Annotated in this window: 23 protein-coding genes; 17 read left to right on the plus strand and 6 right to left on the minus strand. The window is 37.6% G+C overall.

What is annotated here, in order from left to right; translation table 11 throughout:
* Positions 1-31: 31 nt before the first annotated feature.
* Positions 32-400 (minus strand): large conductance mechanosensitive channel protein MscL, encoded by a 369-nt coding sequence (gene mscL, locus IPH66_12200; protein ID MBK7130109.1) that lies wholly within the window; start codon positions 398-400, stop codon positions 32-34.
* Between the two features lie 145 nt (positions 401-545).
* Positions 546-2,606: a tetratricopeptide repeat protein gene (locus IPH66_12205; GenBank protein MBK7130110.1), complete on the minus strand. Its 2,061-nt coding sequence runs from the start codon at positions 2,604-2,606 to the stop codon at positions 546-548.
* Positions 2,607-2,788: 182 nt separating this feature from the next.
* Between IPH66_12205 and IPH66_12210 the strand changes: the two genes are divergently transcribed.
* The 6 genes from IPH66_12210 to IPH66_12235 all read left to right on the plus strand — a co-directional run bounded on the left by IPH66_12210 (position 2,789) and on the right by IPH66_12235 (position 9,351).
* A complete protein-coding gene (locus IPH66_12210) occupies positions 2,789-4,660 on the plus strand; it encodes a stage II sporulation protein M (protein MBK7130111.1) in 1,872 nt (623 codons plus the stop codon).
* Positions 4,653-5,459, plus strand: a complete 807-nt coding sequence (locus tag IPH66_12215; GenBank protein ID MBK7130112.1) for a hypothetical protein — start codon at positions 4,653-4,655, stop codon at positions 5,457-5,459. Before IPH66_12210 ends, IPH66_12215 begins: the two co-directional genes overlap by 8 nt.
* The gene (locus IPH66_12220; GenBank protein ID MBK7130113.1) at positions 5,460-6,740 is read left to right on the plus strand and encodes a hypothetical protein; all 1,281 of its coding nucleotides are present in this window, start codon (positions 5,460-5,462) and stop codon (positions 6,738-6,740) included.
* Positions 6,741-6,781: 41 nt separating this feature from the next.
* On the plus strand, positions 6,782-7,807 hold the full coding sequence (locus tag IPH66_12225; protein MBK7130114.1) for a MoxR family ATPase: 1,026 nt from the start codon (positions 6,782-6,784) through the stop codon (positions 7,805-7,807).
* A gap of 66 nt (positions 7,808-7,873) precedes the next feature.
* Positions 7,874-9,157, plus strand: a complete 1,284-nt coding sequence (locus tag IPH66_12230; GenBank protein ID MBK7130115.1) for a DUF58 domain-containing protein — start codon at positions 7,874-7,876, stop codon at positions 9,155-9,157.
* 11 nt (positions 9,158-9,168) lie between these two features.
* Positions 9,169-9,351: a hypothetical protein gene (locus IPH66_12235; protein MBK7130116.1), complete on the plus strand. Its 183-nt coding sequence runs from the start codon at positions 9,169-9,171 to the stop codon at positions 9,349-9,351.
* 350 nt (positions 9,352-9,701) lie between these two features.
* Here IPH66_12235 and IPH66_12240 read toward each other — a convergent pair whose 3' ends face one another.
* Positions 9,702-10,988, minus strand: a complete 1,287-nt coding sequence (locus tag IPH66_12240) for an aspartate kinase (protein ID MBK7130117.1) — start codon at positions 10,986-10,988, stop codon at positions 9,702-9,704.
* A 194-nt stretch (positions 10,989-11,182) separates the two neighbouring features.
* Here IPH66_12240 and IPH66_12245 point away from each other — a divergent pair, with 194 nt between their 5' ends.
* The 7 genes from IPH66_12245 to IPH66_12275 all read left to right on the plus strand — a co-directional run bounded on the left by IPH66_12245 (position 11,183) and on the right by IPH66_12275 (position 18,010).
* The gene (locus tag IPH66_12245) at positions 11,183-11,395 is read left to right on the plus strand and encodes a DUF2281 domain-containing protein (GenBank protein ID MBK7130118.1); all 213 of its coding nucleotides are present in this window, start codon (positions 11,183-11,185) and stop codon (positions 11,393-11,395) included.
* Positions 11,395-11,778 carry a type II toxin-antitoxin system VapC family toxin gene (locus IPH66_12250; GenBank protein ID MBK7130119.1) on the plus strand — a complete coding sequence of 128 codons (384 nt, stop codon included), beginning with the start codon at positions 11,395-11,397 and terminating at the stop codon, positions 11,776-11,778. Before IPH66_12245 ends, IPH66_12250 begins: the two co-directional genes overlap by 1 nt.
* Before the next feature lie 178 nt (positions 11,779-11,956).
* Positions 11,957-12,439, plus strand: a complete 483-nt coding sequence (locus IPH66_12255; protein MBK7130120.1) for a hypothetical protein — start codon at positions 11,957-11,959, stop codon at positions 12,437-12,439.
* A gap of 110 nt (positions 12,440-12,549) precedes the next feature.
* A complete protein-coding gene (locus tag IPH66_12260) occupies positions 12,550-12,918 on the plus strand; it encodes a hypothetical protein (GenBank protein ID MBK7130121.1) in 369 nt (122 codons plus the stop codon).
* A gap of 102 nt (positions 12,919-13,020) precedes the next feature.
* Complete coding sequence (locus IPH66_12265; GenBank protein ID MBK7130122.1) at positions 13,021-15,753, plus strand: 2-oxoglutarate dehydrogenase E1 component; 2,733 nt, start codon at positions 13,021-13,023, stop codon at positions 15,751-15,753.
* Between the two features lie 30 nt (positions 15,754-15,783).
* Complete coding sequence (gene odhB / locus IPH66_12270) at positions 15,784-17,061, plus strand: 2-oxoglutarate dehydrogenase complex dihydrolipoyllysine-residue succinyltransferase (protein MBK7130123.1); 1,278 nt, start codon at positions 15,784-15,786, stop codon at positions 17,059-17,061.
* Positions 17,062-17,335: 274 nt separating this feature from the next.
* The gene (locus IPH66_12275) at positions 17,336-18,010 is read left to right on the plus strand and encodes a YqaE/Pmp3 family membrane protein (GenBank protein MBK7130124.1); all 675 of its coding nucleotides are present in this window, start codon (positions 17,336-17,338) and stop codon (positions 18,008-18,010) included.
* 105 nt (positions 18,011-18,115) lie between these two features.
* On the opposite strand, the gene dprA is transcribed toward IPH66_12275, so the two are convergent.
* Positions 18,116-19,207, minus strand: a complete 1,092-nt coding sequence (dprA, locus tag IPH66_12280) for a DNA-protecting protein DprA (GenBank protein MBK7130125.1) — start codon at positions 19,205-19,207, stop codon at positions 18,116-18,118.
* Between the two features lie 179 nt (positions 19,208-19,386).
* Between dprA and rpoN the strand changes: the two genes are divergently transcribed.
* The 3 genes from rpoN to IPH66_12295 all read left to right on the plus strand — a co-directional run bounded on the left by rpoN (position 19,387) and on the right by IPH66_12295 (position 22,431).
* Positions 19,387-20,841: an RNA polymerase factor sigma-54 gene (gene rpoN, locus IPH66_12285; protein ID MBK7130126.1), complete on the plus strand. Its 1,455-nt coding sequence runs from the start codon at positions 19,387-19,389 to the stop codon at positions 20,839-20,841.
* A gap of 66 nt (positions 20,842-20,907) precedes the next feature.
* Positions 20,908-21,582 (plus strand): phosphatase PAP2 family protein, encoded by a 675-nt coding sequence (locus tag IPH66_12290; protein MBK7130127.1) that lies wholly within the window; start codon positions 20,908-20,910, stop codon positions 21,580-21,582.
* Positions 21,583-21,639: 57 nt separating this feature from the next.
* Complete coding sequence (locus tag IPH66_12295; protein ID MBK7130128.1) at positions 21,640-22,431, plus strand: M48 family metalloprotease; 792 nt, start codon at positions 21,640-21,642, stop codon at positions 22,429-22,431.
* On the opposite strand, the gene IPH66_12300 is transcribed toward IPH66_12295, so the two are convergent.
* Both IPH66_12300 and IPH66_12305 read right to left on the minus strand, forming a co-directional pair.
* Positions 22,423-23,385, minus strand: a complete 963-nt coding sequence (locus IPH66_12300; protein ID MBK7130129.1) for a hypothetical protein — start codon at positions 23,383-23,385, stop codon at positions 22,423-22,425. The genes IPH66_12295 and IPH66_12300 overlap by 9 nt on opposite strands.
* Positions 23,382-23,744: a PKD domain-containing protein gene (locus IPH66_12305; protein MBK7130130.1), complete on the minus strand. Its 363-nt coding sequence runs from the start codon at positions 23,742-23,744 to the stop codon at positions 23,382-23,384. Before IPH66_12305 ends, IPH66_12300 begins: the two co-directional genes overlap by 4 nt.
* A 174-nt stretch (positions 23,745-23,918) precedes the next feature.
* On the opposite strand from IPH66_12305, the gene IPH66_12310 reads away from it, so the two are divergent.
* A complete protein-coding gene (locus IPH66_12310; protein ID MBK7130131.1) occupies positions 23,919-24,362 on the plus strand; it encodes a hypothetical protein in 444 nt (147 codons plus the stop codon).
* Positions 24,363-24,381: the final 19 nt, after the last annotated feature.

The raw sequence follows: 24,381 nt of genomic DNA on the forward strand, positions 1-24,381 counted from the left end.
CTTCGCATATTTTTTTAATAAAAAAAGCGTTTTACTTTTTTAGTAAATCGCGTATTTCAGTTAGTAATTTTTCTTCGTTACTAGGCTCCTTTGGGGCGGGTGAAGCTTCTTTTTTACGCGTTGCTTTATTCATGGCTTTCACCATAATAAAAATGACAAATGCAATAATGACAAAGTTGATGACGGTTGCAATAAATTTACCATACAATACCCCATTCCACGCAATTTCTTCGAGTTTTGTTACGTGTAATTTTTCCATTACCGGATTTAGAATGAGCGGGGTTAAAACATCAGTAACCATAGAACTTACGATTGCTCCAAACGCGGCACCCATTATGACAGCTACTGCCAAATCAACTACATTGCCTCTCAAAATGAAGGCCTTGAATTCTTTTAACATAATACAGTTTTTAAAGTGTACAAAGTTAGATTAGCGCAACTCAACACGCAATAATAATGTGTTAAAATTTTGAAAAGCAAATTGTTGAATGATTCACATCAAAAGCCAGCTTATGGATAGTTGTACAGGGTGATTAGTGCAGCCTTTATTGAATCAAAACACCCATTACGGTCATATCATCAAGTTGGTCAAATTGACCTTGCCACTTGTGCATAAAATTTGTGAGGTATTGACCTTGCTCAGTTGGAGAGAGGCTAACCATTTTGGTTAATTCCTCTTTGAATCGTGATGTTTTTAATTTTTTTCCGCCCACTTTACCGGCAGGTAAATTTTCACCACCAAACTGATCAGCGTAGCCGTCAGTATATAGATACAACATATCTCCAGGCAATAGTGTGAATGTGGTTTCAGTAAATTTTACAGCACCGGTGTAATATCCAATTGGTCTGTTACACGCTAATAATTCTATGAATTGGTAAGGCCCGAACTGCCGTACTTTCATGTTATCTTTTTTTTCTGTTTCAGCATCTGATTTTCTGATGATGTATGCCCCGTTGTTTGCTCCGCAGAAACTGAGAGAATACTTTTCCAAAATACAAAATGATATATCCATCCCGTCCTTAATATCATCATGTAATGAATCTTTGTTTGAGAGTGCTTCAATTAAAGTGGCATTGAGCTGTTCCAAAATTTCTGCGGCATTTAGGTTATGAACGGCTACTATTTTTGACAACGATTCATAACCCAACATGCTTACCATAGCACCAGGAACGCCATGTCCGGTGCAATCAGCAACTGAAAAATATTTCTTCTCACCTGATTTATATACAAAATAAAAATCGCCTGAGACAATATCTTTTGGTCTGAAAAAAATGAAGTGATTACCCAGAACATCATTCAATTTATTTTGTGATGGTAGAAGTGCAGATTGAATTCTTTTGGCATAAGTAATACTATCTGTGAGTTCAATATTTTTTTCTTCAATAATTATTTTTTGCAAATTAATTTCTTCGTTTTTTTCAAGGAGAAGATTATTCATCTGCTTTTGTTTTTTTGAATTGCGATAAACGTAGATCAACAAACCAAGTGTCAATGCGGTTAATAGTAATGAAGCTGCTAGTTGCCATGCCTTGCGTGATGCCTTTGCCTCGGCTTCACTTTCTCTTGCAAGTGTAATATCAAGCTCTTGCTGATTCATGTGCAATGAATCTTGGATTTTTTCTGTCTGATACTTTTTGTCTAACTCAACTAATTGCGCTTTTTGTGACTCACTATAAACGCTATCACGATATTGATTACTCAACAATAAATATTCGTAGGCTTGCTTGTATTGATGGAAGTTAGCATTAATCTCTGCCATATTTTTATAGAATTCATAGATATCGGATTTTGCATTCCGTTCTTCAGCAATTTGCAATGCTTGATTAAAATATTGCATGGCTTTGGTAAGATTTCCATCCGGATTTCCCCAAACACCGCCAAGGTTTGCCAGATTAATCATTTCATAGCGCCGATTACCGCTGAGCCTGTTTATTTCTAATGCCTTGAGCACATATTTTTCAGTTGTGATATATTCTCCCTGATAAAAATACAAACTGCCAATATTGTTATAGATACTTGCCATTGCTAAAGAATCATGCAACTGTTCCTCCTGAATTTTCAGAACATGGCGGTAATAATATTCTGCTGAATCAAGTTCGCCTGAAAGTCGTTTGGTAATGCCAATGGAAATATAAAGAGACGAAGCAGTAGTATAATTTCCGGTTGTTTCGCATATAGCTAATCCTTGACGATAAGTCAGCAATGCGTTTTCATAATCTCCGGTGCGCGCATACACATTACCTAACAATAGTTTATTTGCTGCTATGAGGTTAGTGTAATTATTTTTACTTGCTTCACGGTCAGCTTCCATTAACAAGGTTTTGGCGGTGATAAAGTCTCCCTCATGCCAGGCCAGTGTTCCCTTTACAAGCATTACCCCAACTAAACCCCGATGATAATTAATTTTGGTAGACAGCAATTCTGCCTTGGACAAATAGTACTTTGCAGAATCCATGTTCTGCTCTGAAATGTCTTTGCAATATTCAAGCAACGCCTCCACTTTAGCGGTATCATTAGACATAGCAATAATCTCTGAACTAGTGATTTGCTGTGCTCTTAATGCCACGGATAAAAAAAGCGGAAATATTACTTTCAGCAATTTCATGCAGTTTTGTTTTGTTTAAAGTTAAGGAATAGTTTCAATAAATAAATGAAAAACGTTTTCAGCTTGCAGATGATTCATGAATAGTGATTTTAAAAGGCAATTTTAAATTTCTTCAGGATAAATAAATATTTTTAACGAATCAACAATCTCTTTATAACAGGATATTCTTACTTTTATCTGCCTTGAAGGAAACAGATTTCATACAACAAAATAAAAAGAAGTGGGCGCGGTTTGAAAAACTGTCTGCCAATGGAAATAATGATCCGGATGAAGTAGCTGAACTCTTCACTGAAATTACGGAAGATCTTTCCTACGCAAAAACATTTTACCCGCGTCGCTCTGTTCGTGTTTACCTAAACCAATTGGCACAAGGGGTATTTACCAGTTTGTACAAACAGCATAAGCAACCAATAGGAAGTTTTTCAAAATTCTGGACACAAACCGTACCACTTGAAATGTATCGGTCACGATATAATTTGCTAACGGCGTTTCTCTTTTTCTTGTTGGCTTGTTTAATCGGTATCGCATCGCAAGCAAATGATGAAGGTTTCGTGCGTATTATTTTAGGTGACGGATATGTGGATGAAACTCTTCGCAGAATTGAAGATGGCAATCCAATGGGGGTTTACGGTGATTCACCTTCAGGCAGTATGTTCTGGCAAATCACCATTAATAATATTCGCGTTGCGTTTATCACTTTTGTTGCCGGAATCACCGTGGTGCTTACCTACTTTTTGTTGTTATACAACGGCGTTATGTTGGGCGCTTTTCAGTGGTTCTTCAAAACTAAAGGCTTATTGCTTACCTCCTTTTTAGCGGTATGGATACATGGTGCTTTTGAAATTTCTTCCATTGTGATTGCCGGCGCTGCAGGAATAACGGTTGGAAGTGGTTTGCTTTTCCCAAGATCGTATTCCCGTTTGCAATCGTTGGTTTTTTCTGCAAAGCGAGGCTTAGTTATCATGGTGAGTTTGATTCCGTTTTTTATTATTGCAGGATTTCTTGAAAGTTATGTCACTCGGCATTATCTTGCTATTCCTGATCCCATAAAACTGGTGCTTATTCTGTTGTGTTTTGGTATCATGATTTTGTATTATGTTATTTATCCATTTTTTGTTGCGAAAAAATTCCCTGAAAAAATAGAATTAAAAGAGGTGCCAAGACATATACCTGAAAAGAAAATGGAGTGGAATATTATCCGCAATGCAGGTGAAGTTTTTACAGATACTTTTTATCTCTTCATTGCAAAGGCTTCACGTTTATCTCGCATTTTTATGTCGGTGGTGCTGCCGCTAATTCTTGTTTTCACAGTGTTGATTTATATTTTGGAAGCCGGTCGTTTTAACTATGTTTCATTAAGTTGGTATGAAAATATGGGGTCGCTTTTTGGTACTCGAGGAGATTTTACTTTTTATAAATTATTTGGCTGGCCGGTTGCCCTTAGTTTGCTAATTCTTGCGGCACACTTTATCACACATGACAAGTCAGATGAAAGTTTGATGTCAAAATTTTTCAGTTATAGTTTGAAGCCTTTCATTTGGGTATATTTATTTTCTCTAATGATATTTTCAATTTTAATTTTTGCAAACGGGTTTATTATATTTCTGCTTCTTTTTGTGAGTCCTTTTCTTCTACTTATTCCATCTATCATATTAATTGAGAAGAAAAATTTTTTCTCAGCTTTTGGACAGTGCTTCTCATTGGGTAAAGGCGCGTATGGAGATGGCCTTGGTTCTGTCATGCTCTTTGCTCTTATCACGGTTATTTTCTTTTTCTTTCTTGAAAATCCATTTTTTGGTTTTCTTGAGTTGTTACTTCAAATTGTTAAAGAATTTGTCATTACATCAAGTGATAGTTATTTGATTATTCTGGCTTTTATTTCAAGCATCGCTTATCTGTTGTTCATCTTTTTTATGTTTAGCATTGTGCTCATTGCGCTTCAGTTTTGTTACTACACCTCAAGTGAAAAAAGCACGGCAAAAGGTTTGTATGAAAGACTGAATCAATTTGGACGTCGAAGCCGGAATTTTGAAAATGCACTTGACTTTGAATAGGCTATTTTTCTATATCATCTTTGTGTTTGGTTCGTCCATATTATTTGGGCAAGATAATGAATTGTATGACCACAGATTGGACGACAAAAAGTGGGAAGAAATTCGCAGAAATATTCGCTATGAAAATCGTCCGCAAAATGATGCAGGCCGAGAATGGACTTACGAAAACCGCGAAGATTATCAGCGAGCCCAGCGTGATATGCAACGCAAACGTAATGGTGGAGGAGGAACAGGCCAAGGTGATGGTGGATCTGAAAGTGGCGGTAGTTATCGCCCAAATGAATCAGAATCGTATGATTATGAACCACCTCCTTCAGCTCAGATTAACCCACCGGCATGGGGTGGTATGGGTGCTTTGGGATATATCCTGTTGATTCTTTTGGTTGGTGTGTTGGCTTTTCTGATTTATTATTTATTTGTCAATCGTGCACGAGATGGCGCCAAAGTGAAACCAATTCTTGATCTGGATGAGCAGGCACCAACTGAAATTCCGTTGACAGAATTACAAAAATTATTGCGTGATGCCCTTGCACGAAATGACTATCGCGCGGCGGTGCGTATCTATTTTATTTTCATCCTTCGTGATCTATCTCAAAAGCGTTGGATTGAGTGGCAAAAGGAAAAAACTAATTATCATTATATGCGTGAGATGAGTGAGAATTCGTTGTATTCTCCTTTTAGTAAATCGGTAGGATATTTTGAGGTGATTTGGTACGGCAAACGTGAAATTGACCGGCAAACTTTTGATAAAATTCAACCTGAATTTAAAGGCTTGCTTGATAAACTGGGGGTAGAATAATTGAGTAAAAACGGCAAAATATTAGTTGTTGCGGGAGTGATTATTCTCTTTGTTGTATTGCTCTATCTTTTTGGAGGAAGTAAAAGAGAAAAACAACCAGAACAATTTGTGACGGATGTTTGGCTTGAAACTTATGATCCCGCTGATCGGGGTCCTTATGGAACCCATGTTTTGAAAGAGTTGCTGGATACGGTGGGTCTCTTTGGTAATTTTCTTCAACTCAATGAAGAATTGTCTACGGCATTAAAAGACAATAAAGATGTCAATGATATTTATTTTTTCATTGGAGCCTACAATTTTTTGGAAGATGTGGATGCCGACTATTTGTTTGATTTTTTACTGGAAGGTAATACCGTTTTTATGGCTTGTGATGAATTTCCTGAGCCGTTCATTTCTTTGATCACACGTGATGCGGATTCGTTGTTGTATGAATTCTCTGAGCGTGATTCAGTGCAACGTTTGCAGTTTACTCATCCTGATTTAATGAATGATTCCTATGAATCAAAATACATTTATGAAAATAAAGGTAGAGCACGAGCATGGGAATATATGCGCTCAGATATTTTTAGTCTCTTTGGTGATGATACCCTATTTGTTTTAGGTACTGATGAGTATAGCAATGCAAATTTTCTGCGCATTAAATATGGGGCAGGTAATATTTTTCTTCATAGTACTCCGTATCAGTTTACGAACATCTCAATGATGAAACGCAGAGGGTTTGAATATGTTGAAAAGGTTTTGGCACATATTCCACCCGGACGCATTCAATGGGATAGATATAATCTTGAATCTCATTATAGCTCTGAAGGTGATGATACCGGAGGAGTAGAGGAGAGGAGAAGTATACTTGAATTCTTAATGAATAATCCTCCGTTGCTGTGGGCAAGTATTGTTTTATTGCTTGGCGCATTGTTCTATGCTATTTTCAGAGGTAAGAGAAAACAACGAATCATTCCGGCAACTGAAGCTAAAGATAATACCAGCATGCAGTACATTACAACGCTGGCATCTTTGTACTTGCAAGAAAACCAACACAACAAATTAATAAAACTCAAAGAGAGAACTTTTCTAAATTTTCTTGCTGATCACTATTATATAACCAGCAAGGACATAGATGAAAAATTTATCTCACGCGTTGCTATGAAATCAGGAATAGAAAAGGAGCGCATTGCTGAGATATTTAAATTGTTTAGCGTGCTTGAAAATAAAATGGGAGTAACAGACGAAGATTTAATTCTGTTACATCAGAAAATAGAATACTTTTATAAAAAATGTCAATGATGGAAGAACAGGAAAATGTAAATGCCGGCAACGATTCAGGCATGAATCAAGGCGGAAATCTACCTGCGTCAGGGAGCGCACAATCACAGAGTATAGACCCGCTTTTCGCGTCATCGCTGAACCTTGGTTTAATTCATGATAAAGTAGTTCAAACACGCAAGGAAATTGGAAATTTTGTCATTGGTCAGCATGACATGGTTGATCTGCTGATGGTAAGTATTTTTTCAAACGGGCATGTCTTACTTGAAGGTGTTCCGGGTGTTGCAAAAACACTCACGGCAAAGGTGCTCTCTAAAACTCTGTCAGTTGATTTTTCAAGGATACAATTCACCCCTGATTTAATGCCGTCTGACGTGATTGGAACTTCAGTGTATGATTTAAAAGATAGTTCTTTCAACTTTAAAAAAGGACCTGTATTTTCAAATATTGTACTTATTGATGAGATTAATCGGGCTCCGGCAAAAACGCAAGCAGCGTTGTTTGAAGTAATGGAAGAGCGCCAGATTTCTTATGATGGTAAAGTATATCAAATGACTTTTCCTTTTCTTGTTTTGGCTACTCAAAACCCAATTGAGCAAGAAGGAACATACAATTTGCCTGAAGCACAATTAGACCGTTTTCTATTCAAAATAAAAATCAATTATCCTACCCTGGCTGATGAGCAGGAAATTTTAAGCAGATACAAAAACAATGTAAAGTCTCCTGATCTCAATGAAGTGAAAGGAGTGTTTACCGCCGGTGATTTGCAAAAAATTCAAGATTTGGTTGCACAAGTAAGAATTGAAGATCAGATTTTAAAATACATTGCGCAGATTACGGATAAAACCAGAAATCATGGTAAATTATATTTAGGTGGTTCACCGCGTGCGTCGTTGGCAATGATGAAAACCTCCAAAGCTTTTGCTGCTATCAGAGGTCGTGATTTTGTTATTCCGGATGACGTACAGTTTGTAGCTCCACATGTTTTGAATCACAGATTAATATTGACTCCTGAAGCTGAAATGGAGGGGCTCACAACGGAAGATATCATCAAAGAAATTATTCACGAAGTTGAAGTTCCAAGATAAGGTTGAATGAGATATTTAATACGCCTCATATATCCTGATTTATACCTGACACCCAGATTTTTTCTGATGCTGTTTATCGCGGCAGGAATTCTGGCAACAGGCTTTGTTTTGCCGGTTTTTTTCATTGCCGGACAAGTTTTTCTGGCAACGCTGCTTGCTATTATTCTGGTTGAATTATTGATGCTCTTTTCCAATCGCAAGCCTGTTTCAGCTCAGCGGTTTGTGCAAAGTCAAATTTCAATGGGTGATGAAAACAAAGTGCGTATTAATATAAGACATCATTATCCATATCTGGTTTCGTTAGACATTTATGATAATCCACCATATCAATTGCAATTGCGTGATATGCATAAACAAATTAGAATTGAAGCCGGATTTGAGGCAGATTGGATTTATCACATCACACCCACAGAACGGGGCGAGTATCTTTTCAATGATATTTTTGTTTTCATTTCAACCCTGACCGGCTTTGTTCAACGGAAGTTTGTTGTTGCTGAAAAGCGCACAGTTGCTGCTTATCCTTCTATTCTGCAAATGAAAAAGTATGAGTTGAAGGTATTTGCTAAAACTGCTACAACAGGCATTAAAAAAATTAGACGTCTTGGACATAACAATGAATTTGAGCAAATAAAAAATTACGTTCAAGGAGATGATTTGCGCACCGTAAACTGGAAAGCTACAAGCCGAAGAAATGAATTGATGGTGAATCAATATCAAGATGAACGAGCACAACATGTTTATTCCATTATTGATAAAAGCCGAAGCATGCGCATGCCATTCAATAATCTCACCTTGCTTGACTATGCGATTAATTCAACCCTCGCTTTTTCAAACATCTGTTTGAGAAAAGGTGACAAGGTTGGGCTCATGACTTTTTCAGATAAACTGGGTTCTAAAATTGCGGCAGAGCGAAATTCAAATCAACTTACCAAAATTCTTGAAATTTTATATCGGCAAAAAACAAGATTTCTGGAAGCTAATTATGAAATGTTGTATCATGGTGTGCGCAATCACATCAAAGGTCGCAGTCTCATTATGCTTTACACCAATATTGACACTGAATACGCGCTGAAACGCAATTTGCCATTACTGAAAAAAATTAATCAACTCCATGTTTTGGTGGTGATCTTTTTTGAAAATACAGAGATTGAAAAGGCAGCTGAAATGCAAACAAGACACGTGCGTGACATCTATATAAAAACCTTTGCTGAAAAGCATAAAATGGATAAAAAGAAGATTGCGCTTGAGTTGAGAAAAAATGCCATTCAAACTGTTTTGACTACACCTGAAAAACTCAGCATTGACACCATCAACAAATATCTTGAATTGAAGGCCAGAGGGGTAATTTAAATAAGATCGTAATGAATTACGTTCGTTTTTTTAATTCTGTTTTTCTTGGGGCAATTATTACAATTCCCATCATGGTGCTAACAGGCCGTGAAGTAGATGAATTGGAATTTTTAGAAGATTTTTACTGGATTCCAATCATTGTTGCACTGCTAGCGCTTTTCATGAAAACGGTGATTGAGAAAAAAGGGAAATGATTGTTGGCAGGAATCCGCAACCGCATATGAATCAATTGAATGAATATTGAACAAGAAGGGTTGCAATTTATTGTCGTTCAGTAGGCTCAGGTCGCGACCTGAGCCTACGCAGAGAATTTGATTTGCAACCCTTCATGGACCTCAAGATTCTATTGCTTAATTTGGGGTAATAGTAACCAGTTACCGCAGTATCAAATCAAGTCTACGATCGCAATCCCGAGGGGATGACATATTACTAAATTGAGAACTCAATAAGGTACGAACCCAGTATGGGTGACATAATACCCGGTTTCAATAATCCTGGTATTCGATCATGTCATGGCTTCTCGGAAAGTTGCAACCTGCTATAACTAAAGTTTTTGATCAGAAACATCTTTCATCACAATGCGCGCCGTATGTCTTGATTTTTGTTCAAGATAAATTTCTTTGTCAACAGTTACACGCTCAATCGTTGGCTGATCATAGTGACGAATGGTTACTAATTCAAGCCCTTCGTTATATTTCACTAAGTAATTTGACGTAAAGTGATCATACAATTTTTTCAAATCTACTTTTTCAGCATCCACGCAGAATGAAAAACTTACAGCTGAATTTTGCATCAGGTGAATGCGAATATTTTCCTGACTCAGGTAACTGAAAATACTCTGCAAATTTTCTTCTACGATGAATGAATAATCTTTAGGCGTCAGAGAAATCAACACCTGATTCATTTTAAAAATAAAGGATGGAATGTTGGCATCAAAATCTTCTGAAGCTTGAATAACCGAACCTTTTGCATGGGGATCAAGAAATGATTTAACGTAGAGCGGAATGTTTTTTCTTTTCAGCGGTTGAATGGTTTTCGGGTGAATTACGGAGGCACCGTAATAGGCTAATTCAATGGCTTCATGGAATGAAATTTTTTCAAGCAGCAAGGTATTGTCAAAATATTTTGGATCAGCGTTGAGCATGCCGGGTACATCTTTCCAGATGGTTACATCTTTTGCACTGAGGGTATAAGCAAGTATGGCAGCGGTAAAATCTGACCCTTCACGACCCAGTGTAGTGGTGAATCCTTCTGCTGTTGAACCAATGAATCCTTGCGTTATAATGATACGTTGACCTTCTTGAGTGAGCTGTTGTATTTTTTGATTCACGAGTTCTTCTGTTTTATCCCAGATGATGTTGGAATCTCTCCAACGGTTTGTAGTACGTATTACATTACGCGCATCAAGCCAGGCGCATGGATAGTTTTGTGCCCGTAACCAACCCGCAATTATTTTGGTAGAAATCACTTCACCTAACGAAATGATCTGATCATATTCAAAATGAAAATTCTCTGAGGCATTTCCCTTGCACTTTTCTTTTAGCGAATTAAAAATACTTGATATTTCTTCTGAAACCGGGTGATTATTTTTTGCAAATAAATCGGTTTCAATAGTCAAATGGTATGAGCGAATTTGGTCAATGAGTTCATTGGTTTTTCCGTCTTTATTCCAATATGATTTCATTACTGCTTCCAAGGCATTGGTGGTTTTGCCCATAGCTGAAATAACTACCACTAATTGCTCTTGCTGAAAAAGAGAAAGTATTTTAGCAACGTTGCGCACTGCAGATGCATCTTTCACTGAAGCACCGCCGAATTTGAAAATTTTCATTCTATCAATTTATTTATACCGTTGATGCACGCACCAAACTTTGTGCGAAATTAATACGATTACGCTCAACCTCGTCATGCAGAACTTGTTTTCAATTATTTATCACGACTGATTTATTATGTGTGAAAAATTATTGTGAATCGGTGGCTGGCGTATCTATTTGATTTCTCAGGTGATTGTTGTATATTTGTCTTGTGAAAAATACCTCACTTAAATATCAAATTGATGCATTGCCTAAAGCACTTCGCGAACAGGTAATGGATTTTATTGCCTTTTTGGTAGAGAAAAACGAAAAGAAAAGAAAACCCATAAAAAACAAAAAGCGTCAATTCGGTGCACTTAAGGGAAAAATCAAATTATCTCCTGATTTTGATGAACCGTTAGATGATTTTAAAGAGTACATGTAGTGGGATTTTTATTAGACACACATACTTTTCTTTGGTTTGCAGCTGGGGATAGACAATTACCCAAAAGTTCCGTTACTTTGATTGAGGATTTGGATCTGACATGTTGTTTGAGTATTGCTAGTTTATGGGAGTTCACAATTAAAGTACAATCCGGGAAATTACTAAAGGCTCCAACTCTCAGCGAACTTGTGAACGTAGCACAGAAAAATAATATCAGTATTCTTCCAATTTCACCTGAACATCTTGAGGCGCTTTCAACCTTACCCTTTCACCACCGTGACCCTTTTGACAGATTAATTTTTGCCCAGGCTCTTTCTGAAAATCTCACATTGATTTCAAGAGATAAAATTGCGAAATCATACAAGGTGAAGTTGCTTTGGTAACATTTCATGCTATCCATCTGTTATTGATTTTTGCAATTCTAAGGCTTGTATAAAACAGCAATCACATCAAAACACATTTTTTGCATTTGCGTCTTCGACTTCTTTTAACAAACAAATAACACGGGCGCTTTCACATAAGTTGTACCTTTTCATTTTATTCTCGCGCTAAATAATTTTTGTGGAAAATGTGAATAAACTCCAGTACATATTCTTTGCTTTGCTTTTACTTTTGGCTAATAAATCAATTGCTGGAAGATATTGTTCTGATGCATCAGGTTTTGACCTCAACAGAATATGCTCTGCAGACACAAATTTACGTTCACCAAGAGACGCATATTTTCCTGGTGGAGAATCCGCTTTCATCTCATTTCTCGATGAGAATTTTAATCAAAGTTTAATTGATAGCATTGGAATTGCAGGCACAATCTATGCTGAATTTGTAATTAACGAAAATGGAATAGTGAGTTCGTGCCAAATAAAAAAATCTTTACACCCTTTATTGGATTGTGAATTGAAACGGGTTATCATGTTGTCACCTCAATGGTTGCCTGCAGTTTGTATTCCAACCTATGTTACTGATCCACACGAAAATCCTAATTATGTTGAAACGTATGTATACTGTAAATCAAAATTGATTATACCCTTCAAAATAGTGATTTGAAGGAAGGGTCAAATAATCCATAGTGTAGATATTTTCCTCATTGAAAAAATGATGTGTAGATTTGGTTTGAAGAAAATGCAGTGACCACGTAAAACTCGTATAGCAAGGGCATGAACCAAAAACTCGTTTTAAGCAGACAAAATCTGACAACCTATTTTCAGGGTGAACAATTTGTGCGTGATACTATTGCTCAAATTAATAAAGATTTAGGTGAATTTGATATCATTGAACCAAGTATTGAATTCTATGCACTTCATGATAAGCTGCGCCAACTGGTTATAATCCTTGCGCCGGTGTTGGATAAGCTTGCTCGCCATGCCGGTGACCAATTAGCGCAATTTATTTACCGGGTAGATGTGAACGAAACCATCTTCAAACAATGTATGTCAGAAGCACAACCCTATCATCATTTGGCAGAACAAGTAATTCAACGATGCGCGCAAAAAGTTTACTTGCGTATTAAATTTTCTCAGAAATAGGATCTGCGTTTACTCTAAATGAACAATATCAAAGGTTTTAACGTTATTTACGCAAGTCACGGATAATTTCTAACTTTGTTCGGGCAACTATCATTTTTCATCATGGACAAATTCACGTATTTAGGCAATAGCGATATCAATGCTATTGACGATTTGTATAACAAGTATCGCCAGAATCCTGAGTCGGTTGACATTCAATGGGCCAGATTTTTTGAAGGCGTTGATTTCGTAAAAACTGATTTCACCTCAGGCGGTATTCCTGAAAATTTTCAAAAAGAATTTAAGGTAATCAATCTGATAAACGGGTATCGTACCCGTGGTCACTTATTCACCAAAACAAATCCGGTGCGTGAACGACGCAATTATTCACCTGATTTATCAATTGAAAATTTTGGTCTTGAACAGGCTGATTTGAATACAGTTTTTCAGGCCGGTAATGAAGTTGGAATTGGACCGGCAACCTTGGTTGAAATCATTGAACATCTTAAACAAACCTATTGCCAGTCTATTGGTATTGAGTTTGCTTACATGCGTGAACCTGAGAGAATACAATGGCTCAGAGAGCGCATTGAATTAAAAAATCGTCCCAAGTTCAATGCGATTGATAAGAAAAGAATTTTCCAGAAATTGAATAATGCAACCGTGTTTGAACAATTTCTCCATAAAAAATATGTTGGTCAAAAAAGATTTTCACTTGAAGGTGGTGAGTCGTTAATTCCTGCTTTGGACATCATTGTACAACATGGTGCAAAATTGGGTGTGAAAGAAATTGTGGTTGGCATGGCGCACCGCGGTCGCTTGAGCACGCTGGTAAATATTTTTGAAAAAGATCACAAGTCAGTTTTTACAGAATTTGACGGAAAGACTTTTGATACTGATGAGTCGTTTGATGGGGACGTTAAATACCACCTTGGTTATTCAAATGATATCAAAACCGATGACGGAAAAAGCATTCATATCACCTTATCACCAAACCCATCTCACCTTGAAGCGGTGAATCCTGTTGTTGGTGGTATTGCACGCGCAAAATTAGATCATTATCTGAAAGATGAAAACAGTATTATACCTGTGCTCATTCATGGTGATGCCGCCGTTGCCGGACAGGGAATTGTTTATGAAGTAATTCAGATGGCGCAGTTAGATGCTTATCGTGTTGGCGGAACCATTCATATTGTTGTAAATAATCAAGTTGGTTTTACGACAAATTATTTAGATGCTCGCTCGTCAACCTATTGTACTGATGTTGCAAAAACAACCTTGTGCCCTGTATTCCACGTGAATGGTGATGATATTGAAGCAGTGGTTCAGGTAATGAAAATTGCAGTTGACTACAGACAACATTTTCATCGTGATATTTTTATTGATCTCTTGGGTTATCGCAAATATGGCCACAATGAAGGAGACGAACCAAAATTTACACAACCTAAATTATATAAAGCAATTGCAGCCCATCCAACGCCGCGTGAAATTTATCTTAACCAATTAATTGCTGAAGGTGTTCTTTCAAAAGATGATGGTCAGAAATATGAAAATGATTATCTGACAACATTAGATAAGGCGTATGATGAATCTCGCAAAATGGATAAAACCGTTGTGCTGAATTTTCTTGAAAAAACATGGGAAGGATTCAGACATGGAAAAGCAGAGGATTTTGATCAGTCACCGGTAACTGCTGTGGCTAAAAATAAATTGACAGATATTGGAACAAAACTGGCAACGCTTCCTAAAGAAAATAAATATTTCCGCAAGATTGAAAAATTATTGGAAGACCGATTGCAAATGTTGAAAGACGATGCATTAGATTGGGGAATGGCGGAGATGATGGCCTATGCATCATTGCTTGTTGAAGGCCACCCGGTACGTATCACAGGTCAGGATGTTGAGAGAGGAACATTTTCTCACCGTCATGCCGTGGTTAAAACTGAAGATGATGAAAAGGAAATTATCACACTCAATTTGCTTGAAAAAAATCAGGCACCAATGTCTATTTATAATTCCTTGTTGTCAGAATATGGTGTGCTGGGATATGAATATGGATACTCGCTGGCAAATCCGCAGGGCCTAACTATTTGGGAAGCGCAGTTCGGTGATTTTTTCAATGGTGCGCAAATCATGATTGACCAGTTTATTGCAGCGGGTGAAGATAAGTGGTGGGTGCAAAGTGGTTTAGTCATGTTGTTACCACACGGTTATGAAGGACAGGGTGCTGAGCACTCAAGCGCCAGAATAGAGCGCTTTTTACAGATGTGCGCTGATTATAATATGCAAATTTGCAATACATCAACACCGGGAAATCATTTTCATTTATTGAGAAGACAAATTCATCGTGAGTTTAGAAAACCCCTGGTTGTATTTTCTCCAAAAGCTTTATTGCGTCATCCAAAAGCAGTCTCAAAATTAGATGATTTGGCCAAAGGTTCATTTCAAGAAGTGTTAGATGATGATGTAACAAAATCTAAAGTTGACACCATTGTACTTTGCTCGGGTAAATTTTATTATGAAATGAAAGATGAAGCAGAGAAGAGAGGTGTCATCAATGCGACTTTCATACGTCTTGAACAAATGTATCCGTTGCCTGAAAAACAATTGGAAAAGGTATTGTCAGGATATAAAAATGTGAAACAATTTATTTGGGCACAAGAAGAACCTGAGAATATGGGCGCGTGGTCATACATGGCGCTTGCACTGAGAAAGTATAATCTTGATTTTGCTGCAGGACGTCCATCTGCTGCGCCAGCGGCTGGTTCGGGAGCTTTGCATAAAAAACGGTTGGCTGATTTGTTTAATCGCCTGTTTGATAAAATTGCACTTCAAGAAAAAACAACTAAAAAATAATTGAATTCAACATACTAAAACGAATTGCACATGTCAGTACTTGAAATGAAAGTTCCCTCACCGGGAGAGTCGATATCTGAAGTAGAAATTGCTACCTGGTTGGTAAAAGATGGTGATTTTGTAGAAAAAGATCAACCCATTGCTGAAGTTGATTCAGATAAAGCCACATTAGAATTACCGGCTGAAGCAGCTGGAATTATCACACTAAAAGCTGCGGAAGGTGATGCTGTAAAAGTGGGGGCAGTTGTTTGTCATATTGATACTTCTGCAGCTCGTCCGGCAACTGCAACACCGGTTGTTGAGAAAAAAGCGGCTGAACCGGTTGCAGAAAAATCAACGGTAAAAGCTGAAGCGGCCAAACCAAATCCAATGCCGGCTGAAACCAAAAAAACGGAAACCGGAAAATCGTATGCAACAGGTCATCCATCTGTATCTGCAAAAAAATTAATGGATGAAAACGGAATCAGTTCACAACAAGTAAATGGTACCGGTAAAGGCGGACGCATTACAAAATCTGATGTGGTAAATTTAATGGCTGCCGGTTTCTCAACTGAAAGTACGCAAGGTTGGGGCGGTTCACGAAATCAAAATCGTGAAAAAATGTCTATGCTCAGACGTAAGGTTGCTGAGCGTTTGGTCTCGGTAAAAAATGAGACTGCTATGCTCACTACATTTAATGAAGTAGACATGAAACCCATCATGGATATTCGTGAAAAATATAAAAAAGCATTTGCAGATTTGCACCAAGTGAATCTTGGATTCATGTCGTTCTTTACTAAAGCGGTTACTGAAGCATTGAATTTGTTTCCGGCGGTGAATGCTCAACTTGATGATAAAGAAATTATTTTCCATGATTATGCTGATATTGGAATTGCCGTATCATCTCCCAAAGGTTTAATGGTGCCAATTGTACGCAATGCTGAGCGCATGAGTCTGGCTGAAATTGAAGCTGAAATCAAACGTCTTGCTGTACGTGCACGTGATGGAAAAATTACTCCCGACGAAATGACTGGTGGAACATTTACTATCACTAATGGAGGAGTTTTTGGATCTATGCTTTCTACTCCAATTATTAATCCGCCGCAATCTGCCATTTTAGGTATGCACAATGTGGTTGAACGTCCGGTTGCCGTGAATGGAAAAGTTGAAATTCGCCCTATCATGTACGTGGCGCTTTCTTATGATCATCGCATTATTGATGGTAAAGAATCAGTGAGTTTTCTGGTGAAAGTGAAAGAGATGCTGGAGAACCCTGAACGCATGTTGTTTGGCGGTAAAGATCCGGTGCAGGTGCTGTTAGGATTATAAACTCAAATAATTCTTTACCTGACAGGTTTCAAAGAAGGGAATTGAATTTATCCCCAATTAAACAATAGAATTTTAACGTCTATGGAGGGTTGCAAATCAAATTCATCCCGTAGGCGCAGGTCGCGACCTGCGCCTACAGAAGGATTATTAATTGCAACCCGTCTTGTTCAATATTCATTCATTTGCTTAATTTGGGTTTATCATTTAGTTGACAGAAATTCTTTAAACATCATCTGAAAGAATTTTGTATTTTCGTTCCATAAAACAAACCACTATGAAATTAAAAATATTTATGTCCGGGCTTGTTGCTGCCATTTTGTTATCGGCTTGCTCAACCGGTAATGATGTTGTAAGCGGCAACGGAATTCAAAAAAGAAAATACAACGATGGGTATTATATCTCATGGGGTAAAAATTATAAAAAGAATAATGCGGATGCAAAAGTTGACGATGTCACTATTGCAGAATCTCAAAATGAAAAATCAAAAATTGAATTTACTGAAGAGAGCGTAAAAGTTACGTTGGATTTAACATCCGAAACAGAAGAAACTTTTGTGCTGGTTCCGGTGATTGAAGAGCGTGAATCTGAAAATGAAATTCAAACTACCCCTTCACAACATAGTTCAACACCACTTAGTGTGACAGAGAAAAATGATCGCACGGTTTTCAAACCAATGCGCAAGTTTTCACCAAAGTCAATGAAAAAAACGGTAGAAGACAATGCAAGTGCTGCTGCTGATACCATGATAATTCTTCTTGTTATCCTAGCCTTGTTTATTCCCCCATTGGCGGTGTTTTTATTTGAAGGAGCAACGGGTCGTTTTTGGATTGATTTAATTCTTGCCCTAGTGGGTTGGGGTGTTGGTTGGTGGTTGCTTGGACCAATTGGTTGGGTTTGCGGTTTGGTTGCCGTTATCTATGCCATCTTAATTATTCTAAGCGTCATTTGATTTCAAAGTATAGAATTTATTTGAGGAGCTTTAGGGCTCCTTTTTTTTCTTTCGTGAATTACGTAAACTATGGCCGGTTTTCTTTACATGAAAACAAGGCTCCCTCTACAACAAACTATACCTTTTCCCCGGTGCGCAACGTACCAATCCTTTTAATTCAAGATTAAAAAGATGCATAGATAAACTGCCATGAGTCATTTGAACGCCAAACGATAAATTGTCAATGTCTGTTTCAGATTTTTCACGCAGATATCCAACAATTTTATCTTCTTCATCTGATAATTCTGGAAAAAGCTGTGGCTGTACCGGGGCAGAAATTTCTTTTTCTTCCCACCCCATTATGCGCACCAAATCTGCAGCTGAGGTAATGAGATGTGCTTTATCTTGCTGAATTAAATAATTGCATCCTTTAGAATATTCTTGATCAACATTGCCGGGAAAAGCAAACACATCACGGTTATAATCATTAGCGAGATGAGCAGTAATTAATGAACCGCCTGAGAGCGCACTTTCTACAACAATGGTAGCTGCACACAAGCCTGCAACTACTCTGTTGCGTTTTGGAAAATTGGATGTATCACCCGGAGAGTTGCTCACGAATTCAGTAATCAATCCACCGTTTTGCAACATTTGTTTAGCGGTATTTTTATGTGCAGCCGGATAGATCAAATCAAGTCCATGCCCAAGCACGGCAAGGGTTGGCATTTCATGATGAAGACATGCACGGTGCGCTTCGATATCTATACCGTAAGCAAGTCCGCTTACAATTTGAACATCGTATTCTTTAAGTTGCGCAACCAAATCTTTTACAATTGTCTTACCGTAATTAGTTGCTTTGCGTGTGCCAACTACGGCAATATTGCGATGATTAAAATTGACATTTCCTTTACTAAATAAAACGATGGGACTGTCATCACAAAATTTTAATTTGGCAGGATAGTTTTCATCTTGATAATAGTAATATCCAATCTGAAATTTTTCAATAAATGAAAGTTCTTTTTCAGCACGCAGCAGGCATTCATCACGATTAAGGCCACGTAAGGTAATCGTGCCTATTCCTTCAATTTTACTTAATGCCCTGATTGATTCTTTAAAAACTGCTTCGGCACTTCCTGCATGTGCTACAAGCGCTTTGGCTTTGACCGGTCCAACGCCGTTGAGTAAACTCAGCCCTATCTCAAATATCCTCTTCTCCACGCTGCAAATGTAATCGGATTTTTGAATTTTAAATCATCCTATCTGATCCAAATAACAATAGAATTAGAAAAATGAATTGTCTTTTTTCTATCTAGAATAAAATTGCAGTGAAGAACAAAAGGGATAGTGATGTATTAATAAAGGGAATTTTGTAACTTTGAAGCATACGCTGAAAAATTATGTTAAAGCAAACACTGAGTCAAAAGATGCTTCAAAAGCTGTCTCCACAACAGATACAGCTCATGAAGTTGCTTCAGGTACCTACCATGGAGCTGGATCAGCGTATCAAAGAGGAGATTGAAGAAAATCCTGCTCTTGAAGAAGGCGCTGATGATGATGAAAGCTATGAGGCGGATGATTATGAAGAGCGAGATGGGGAAGTAACAGAAGCAGAGCGTGAATTTGACATCAATGATTATCTGGATGATGATCTTCCGCAATACAAAACTTCAGTTAACAATAAGGGTAAAGATGATGAAGACAGAAGCATGCCATTGAGTGGTGGTGTGTCTTTTCAAGAAGTATTATTATCTCAGCTTGGATTGCGCAAACTAACACAAAAAGAGCGCACCATTGCCGAAATTATCATTGGAAATATTGATGAAGACGGATATCTGCGCAGAGATATTGCTGCTATGGTGGATGATCTTGCTTTTACTCAAAATGTGCAGTGTGCTGAAGAAGAAATTGAAGATGTACTTTTTTTAATTCAGGATTTTGAACCGGCTGGCGTTGGCGCACGTGATTTGCGTGAGTGTCTGCTATTGCAGTTAGAGCGCAAACACCACGGTAATATTGCGATACATACGGCTAAAAAAATTCTGGAAAAGTGTTTTGAAGAATTTACCAAAAAGCACTATGACAAAATCATGGCAAAGTTTGAAATTGAAGATGAAGACTTGAAAGATGCCATTGATGAAATTGTGAAATTGAATCCAAAACCGGGTGGATCTGTCAAAGAGGTAACCGACGCTAAAAATATTCAGCAAATTATTCCTGACTTCATTCTTACTGAAGAAGAGGGAGAACTGCAACTCACGCTCAATGCACGCAACGCACCACAGTTACGGGTGAGTAAAACGTATGAAGAGATGTTGCGGTCTTATGCTGAAGGCGCAAAATCAAGCAAGGCAGATAAAGAAGCTGTGCAATTTGTCAGACAAAAATTAGATTCGGCGAAATGGTTTATTGATGCAATTCAACAAAGGCAACAAACCTTATTGCTCACCATGCAAACTATCATTGATTATCAAAGAGATTATTTTTTGTCAGGTGATGAGACGCAAATGAAACCCATGATTTTGAAAGATATTGCAGACATAGTTGGTATGGATATTTCAACCATATCAAGGGTTGCAAATAGTAAATACATTCAAACGCCGTATGGTATTCTTTCGTTGAAATTTTTCTTTTCTGAGGCTTTATCTACTTCAAGCGGCGAAGAAGTTTCAACCCGTGAAGTAAAAAAAATTCTCTCAGAGGCTATTGGGGCAGAAACAAAAAAACGTCCGCTTACTGATCAAAAGTTAACTGAAATACTCAAAGAAAAGGGATACAATATTGCCCGACGCACCGTGGCAAAATATCGAGAACAATTGAATATTCCGGTGGCACGCCTGAGAAAAGAACTCTGATTAACATCATCACAGAATCGTTGTTACTTATGAAAAATAGTACATTTTACCTGTAAACTAGTTTTAATGAAATTGCTTGCACAGGTATTGTCGTATATTTTTCATCCGCTGCTGATGCCTGTACTGGGTTTGATTTGTATTTTTTTTCTGCCCACTTTTCCACGGACGCTTTACATTTTTGACTCACTCTATTTTTATCCCGGTGAAATAAAATCAAAACTTTTTTGGGTTTTTGGTGTGCTCTTATTTCTTGCGCCGCTGGTCAGTGTGCTCATCATGTATTGGAACAAAATGATATCAAGTCTTCATCTTGAAAAAAGAGAAGAAAGAGGTTACCCGTTTTTTATTGTCACGTTTTATTATCTGCTTACGTATATTTTTTTCAGGTATCAGTGGCCTGAAGAATTGAGGCATCCGGCTTTGGTATCTTTATTATTTGGCTTGGTGATTACCGGTGTTGTGGTATTGCTTATTAATAGGTACTTTAAAATTAGTATACATGCCGTAGCTTCTTTTGGTCTTGCAGGATTGCTGCTTGCATATAACCAAAACCAAATGTCGTTTTATGAAAAAGTGAGTTTTCCAAATATTCCGGTGATTCTTGCGACTATTGTACTGGCCGGTATCATTTCAACTGCACGTCTCTATTTAAAATCACATACCTTATCTGAAATATTGCTTGGTATGATTGTTGGTTTTGGCACCATGTACGCGTGTGTGAAATGGGAATTATATTTGTAGTTCTTCTAAAAATTACAACAAACAATTATTATTAATTGAATTATGAAAACCGGATACATGTTAGCATTGGCCATGGTTGTAGGTATTTTATCCTCATGTGGCATTGGACAAGGAACAGATGGTAAACCCGGCAGTGGGTTCAATTTATTCACTGTTGAGCAAGATAAACAACTGGGTTTACAAGTAGCTATGGAGATAGAAAGCAAACCTGCGGAATACCCCATTCTTGACTCAGCAACCAACGTGAGTGCTTACAAATATATTTATGATATCCGCAATAAAATTCTTGCTACTGGTAAGGTGACACATAAAGATGAATTTGCTTGGAGAATTCGCATTGTAAAGGATGATGAAACGTTGAATGCATTTTGTACACCCGGTGGATATATTTATGTTTACACAGGTATAATAAAATATCTTGACAATGAAGCTGAACTTGCCGGCGTTATGGGGCATGAAATGGGACATGCTGATTTGCGCCACTCTACCCGACAAATGACAAAAATATTCGGTATTCAAATTTTGGTAAACGCTACGCTTGGTGATTCATCTGCAGTTGCTGATATCACTACCGCTTTGATTGGATTGAAATTTTCACGTGATCATGAGACTGAGGCAGATAGAATGTCTGTTGAATATTTATGTGGTACTGATTGGCCGGCTGATGGTGCAGCAGGATTCTTTGAAAAGATTGAAGCTTCAGATGGTGTAGGTGTACCGGAATGGTTGAGCACGCATCCAAGTCCGCAAAACAGAATTCAAAATTATCATACATGGGCAATTGAACTTGCTTGTCCCGGAAAAGAAAAATTTGAGCAGCGATACGCAGCGTTCAAAAAATTATTTTGATTCTTCAGGTGCGGATTTTTTAAAGCAAGCAGGATTTAAAACCAGACTGAAGGTGACTGCCTGTTTATATTTCAATTTCTCTGTATTGAAGTGTTGATACACCGGAAAATCATAGGTTGCAGAAATGAAAATTTTCTTGAAAAAAGTATAACCTATTTGCGGTGCAACAAAAACAGTATTAGAGCCGGTGGTAGTGACATCTGCACCGGTTGAAAGTTTATCCATCATGCGGTAATCATGGCGCACCTGCAAAACTCCCAATAAATTGCATGAGATAAAATTTAGATTTTTTGCGACAAAAAGTGATGTGGTAAAACTATGACCATAAGTATAGTCATATTGATTTGGAAAATTGATATCTGTGCGGTGCTGTAAAAATAAATTCAGACTTTGTTCTTTGAATTTTTTGAAGATTAAAATCTTTGGTGCCACACCAAATGCACAGGTTGAAGGTTGATTGTCTAACGGAATTTGAACGCCATCTACAATTTGATAATCTGTAGTGAAAGGAAATTTGAAACCCATGCCGGCAACAAAATCCCATGTTCCGCTTTCACCTAATTTAAATCCGTATTTGAGGGTGAAATATCCATTGGAAAAACCAAAACCGCGCACAAGAAAATCAGTGGTACCAACTGTATAATGTTGTGATTTGTTGATGAAATATCCCAACTCTGCTTCGGCAGTTATTCTGTTGGTAATTCCGTATGAAAGTGCTGTTCCAACAAAATTAAAATCTGCACTTGTGATATTGTATGGGTTTGGTGTTTTCTGGCTAACAGATTCACTCCAGCGATAAAAGCTCACGAATTGAAATTCATTTCTGCCTAAAACGCCCATGTTGCCTGCGCCACCCATCGGAGTGCCTTGCGCGCAGCATTGTGCAAACGAACTACTGCCTACACCGCTTAGGAGAATAATGGCAAAAACAGAATAACGTATCAAACCAATCACGCAATCACTTTAATGGTAATAGACTTAGCTTGTGTTGCACCATATTTATCACTTACCGTGCAGGTGACATTATGCATACCTTCACAACAAGCCGTGAATGTTACAACGTTTCCGGTACCTAATAAGGTTCCAATATCAATGGTCCAAGTATAGGTTAACTCATCACCATCTGCATAGGCATTGATATCTACCGTTTCATTCATGTGAACAACTGAAGCTGTTATTAGTGAATCAAACACTAGGGCTTTTGGCGGAATGGTATCATTATTATTATCGTCATCTACCGGTGGATCAGCTTTCTTACATGAGGCCATGGCCACAATTCCTAGAATGAAAAATACCGAAAGTAGTCTGTACATAATTTTAGCTTTAAAACGTAAAGTTCAGAATAATTGAACTCTTCTGCAAAAATAATTGATGTGATTCTTGGATTCTATGATTGAAACCTGATAAATACCGTGATGTTGATCATGAAGTTTGCCTTAAACACTGGTTATTAGCAACAAAATTGAATTTATTGCGTAGACATTGACGTGTCAAACCAGATTAATAAAAAGGAAATAGAACACTTAATCGGTCAGGTGAATGAGCGAAGTGTTTCCATTCAGTATCTTGATTTTTTTAAAGTGCATGCTTATTCAGGTAATCGTTTGATGATTTTAGGCAGTGCAGATTTCACAACACATCACAGCTTAGAATTAATTTTTGAAGATGTTCTTTTTTTCAAGGGAGATTTTGAATGGAGCCGAAATGATGAAAAACCTCTGATACAACTCAGCGATATTTCACCCGGCGAATCAGAATTTAAATTGCAATTTGTTTTAGAAAGTGACGGTTATTATTTTTCAAACAATGATCATCGCATAGAAATTCACGCGCGTGATTTTAATTACAATACAGATGTAGTTCTTTATTTTCATAAAGATGTGCTGGCACCCGGAGAGCGCATTGCGGAATGGATACGGAGGCCGGAGTGAGGGTGAGTTTGAGAGTGAG

This window comes from Crocinitomicaceae bacterium, from assembly GCA_016708105.1.
Taxonomy (GTDB): domain Bacteria; phylum Bacteroidota; class Bacteroidia; order Flavobacteriales_D; family Crocinitomicaceae; genus JADJGJ01.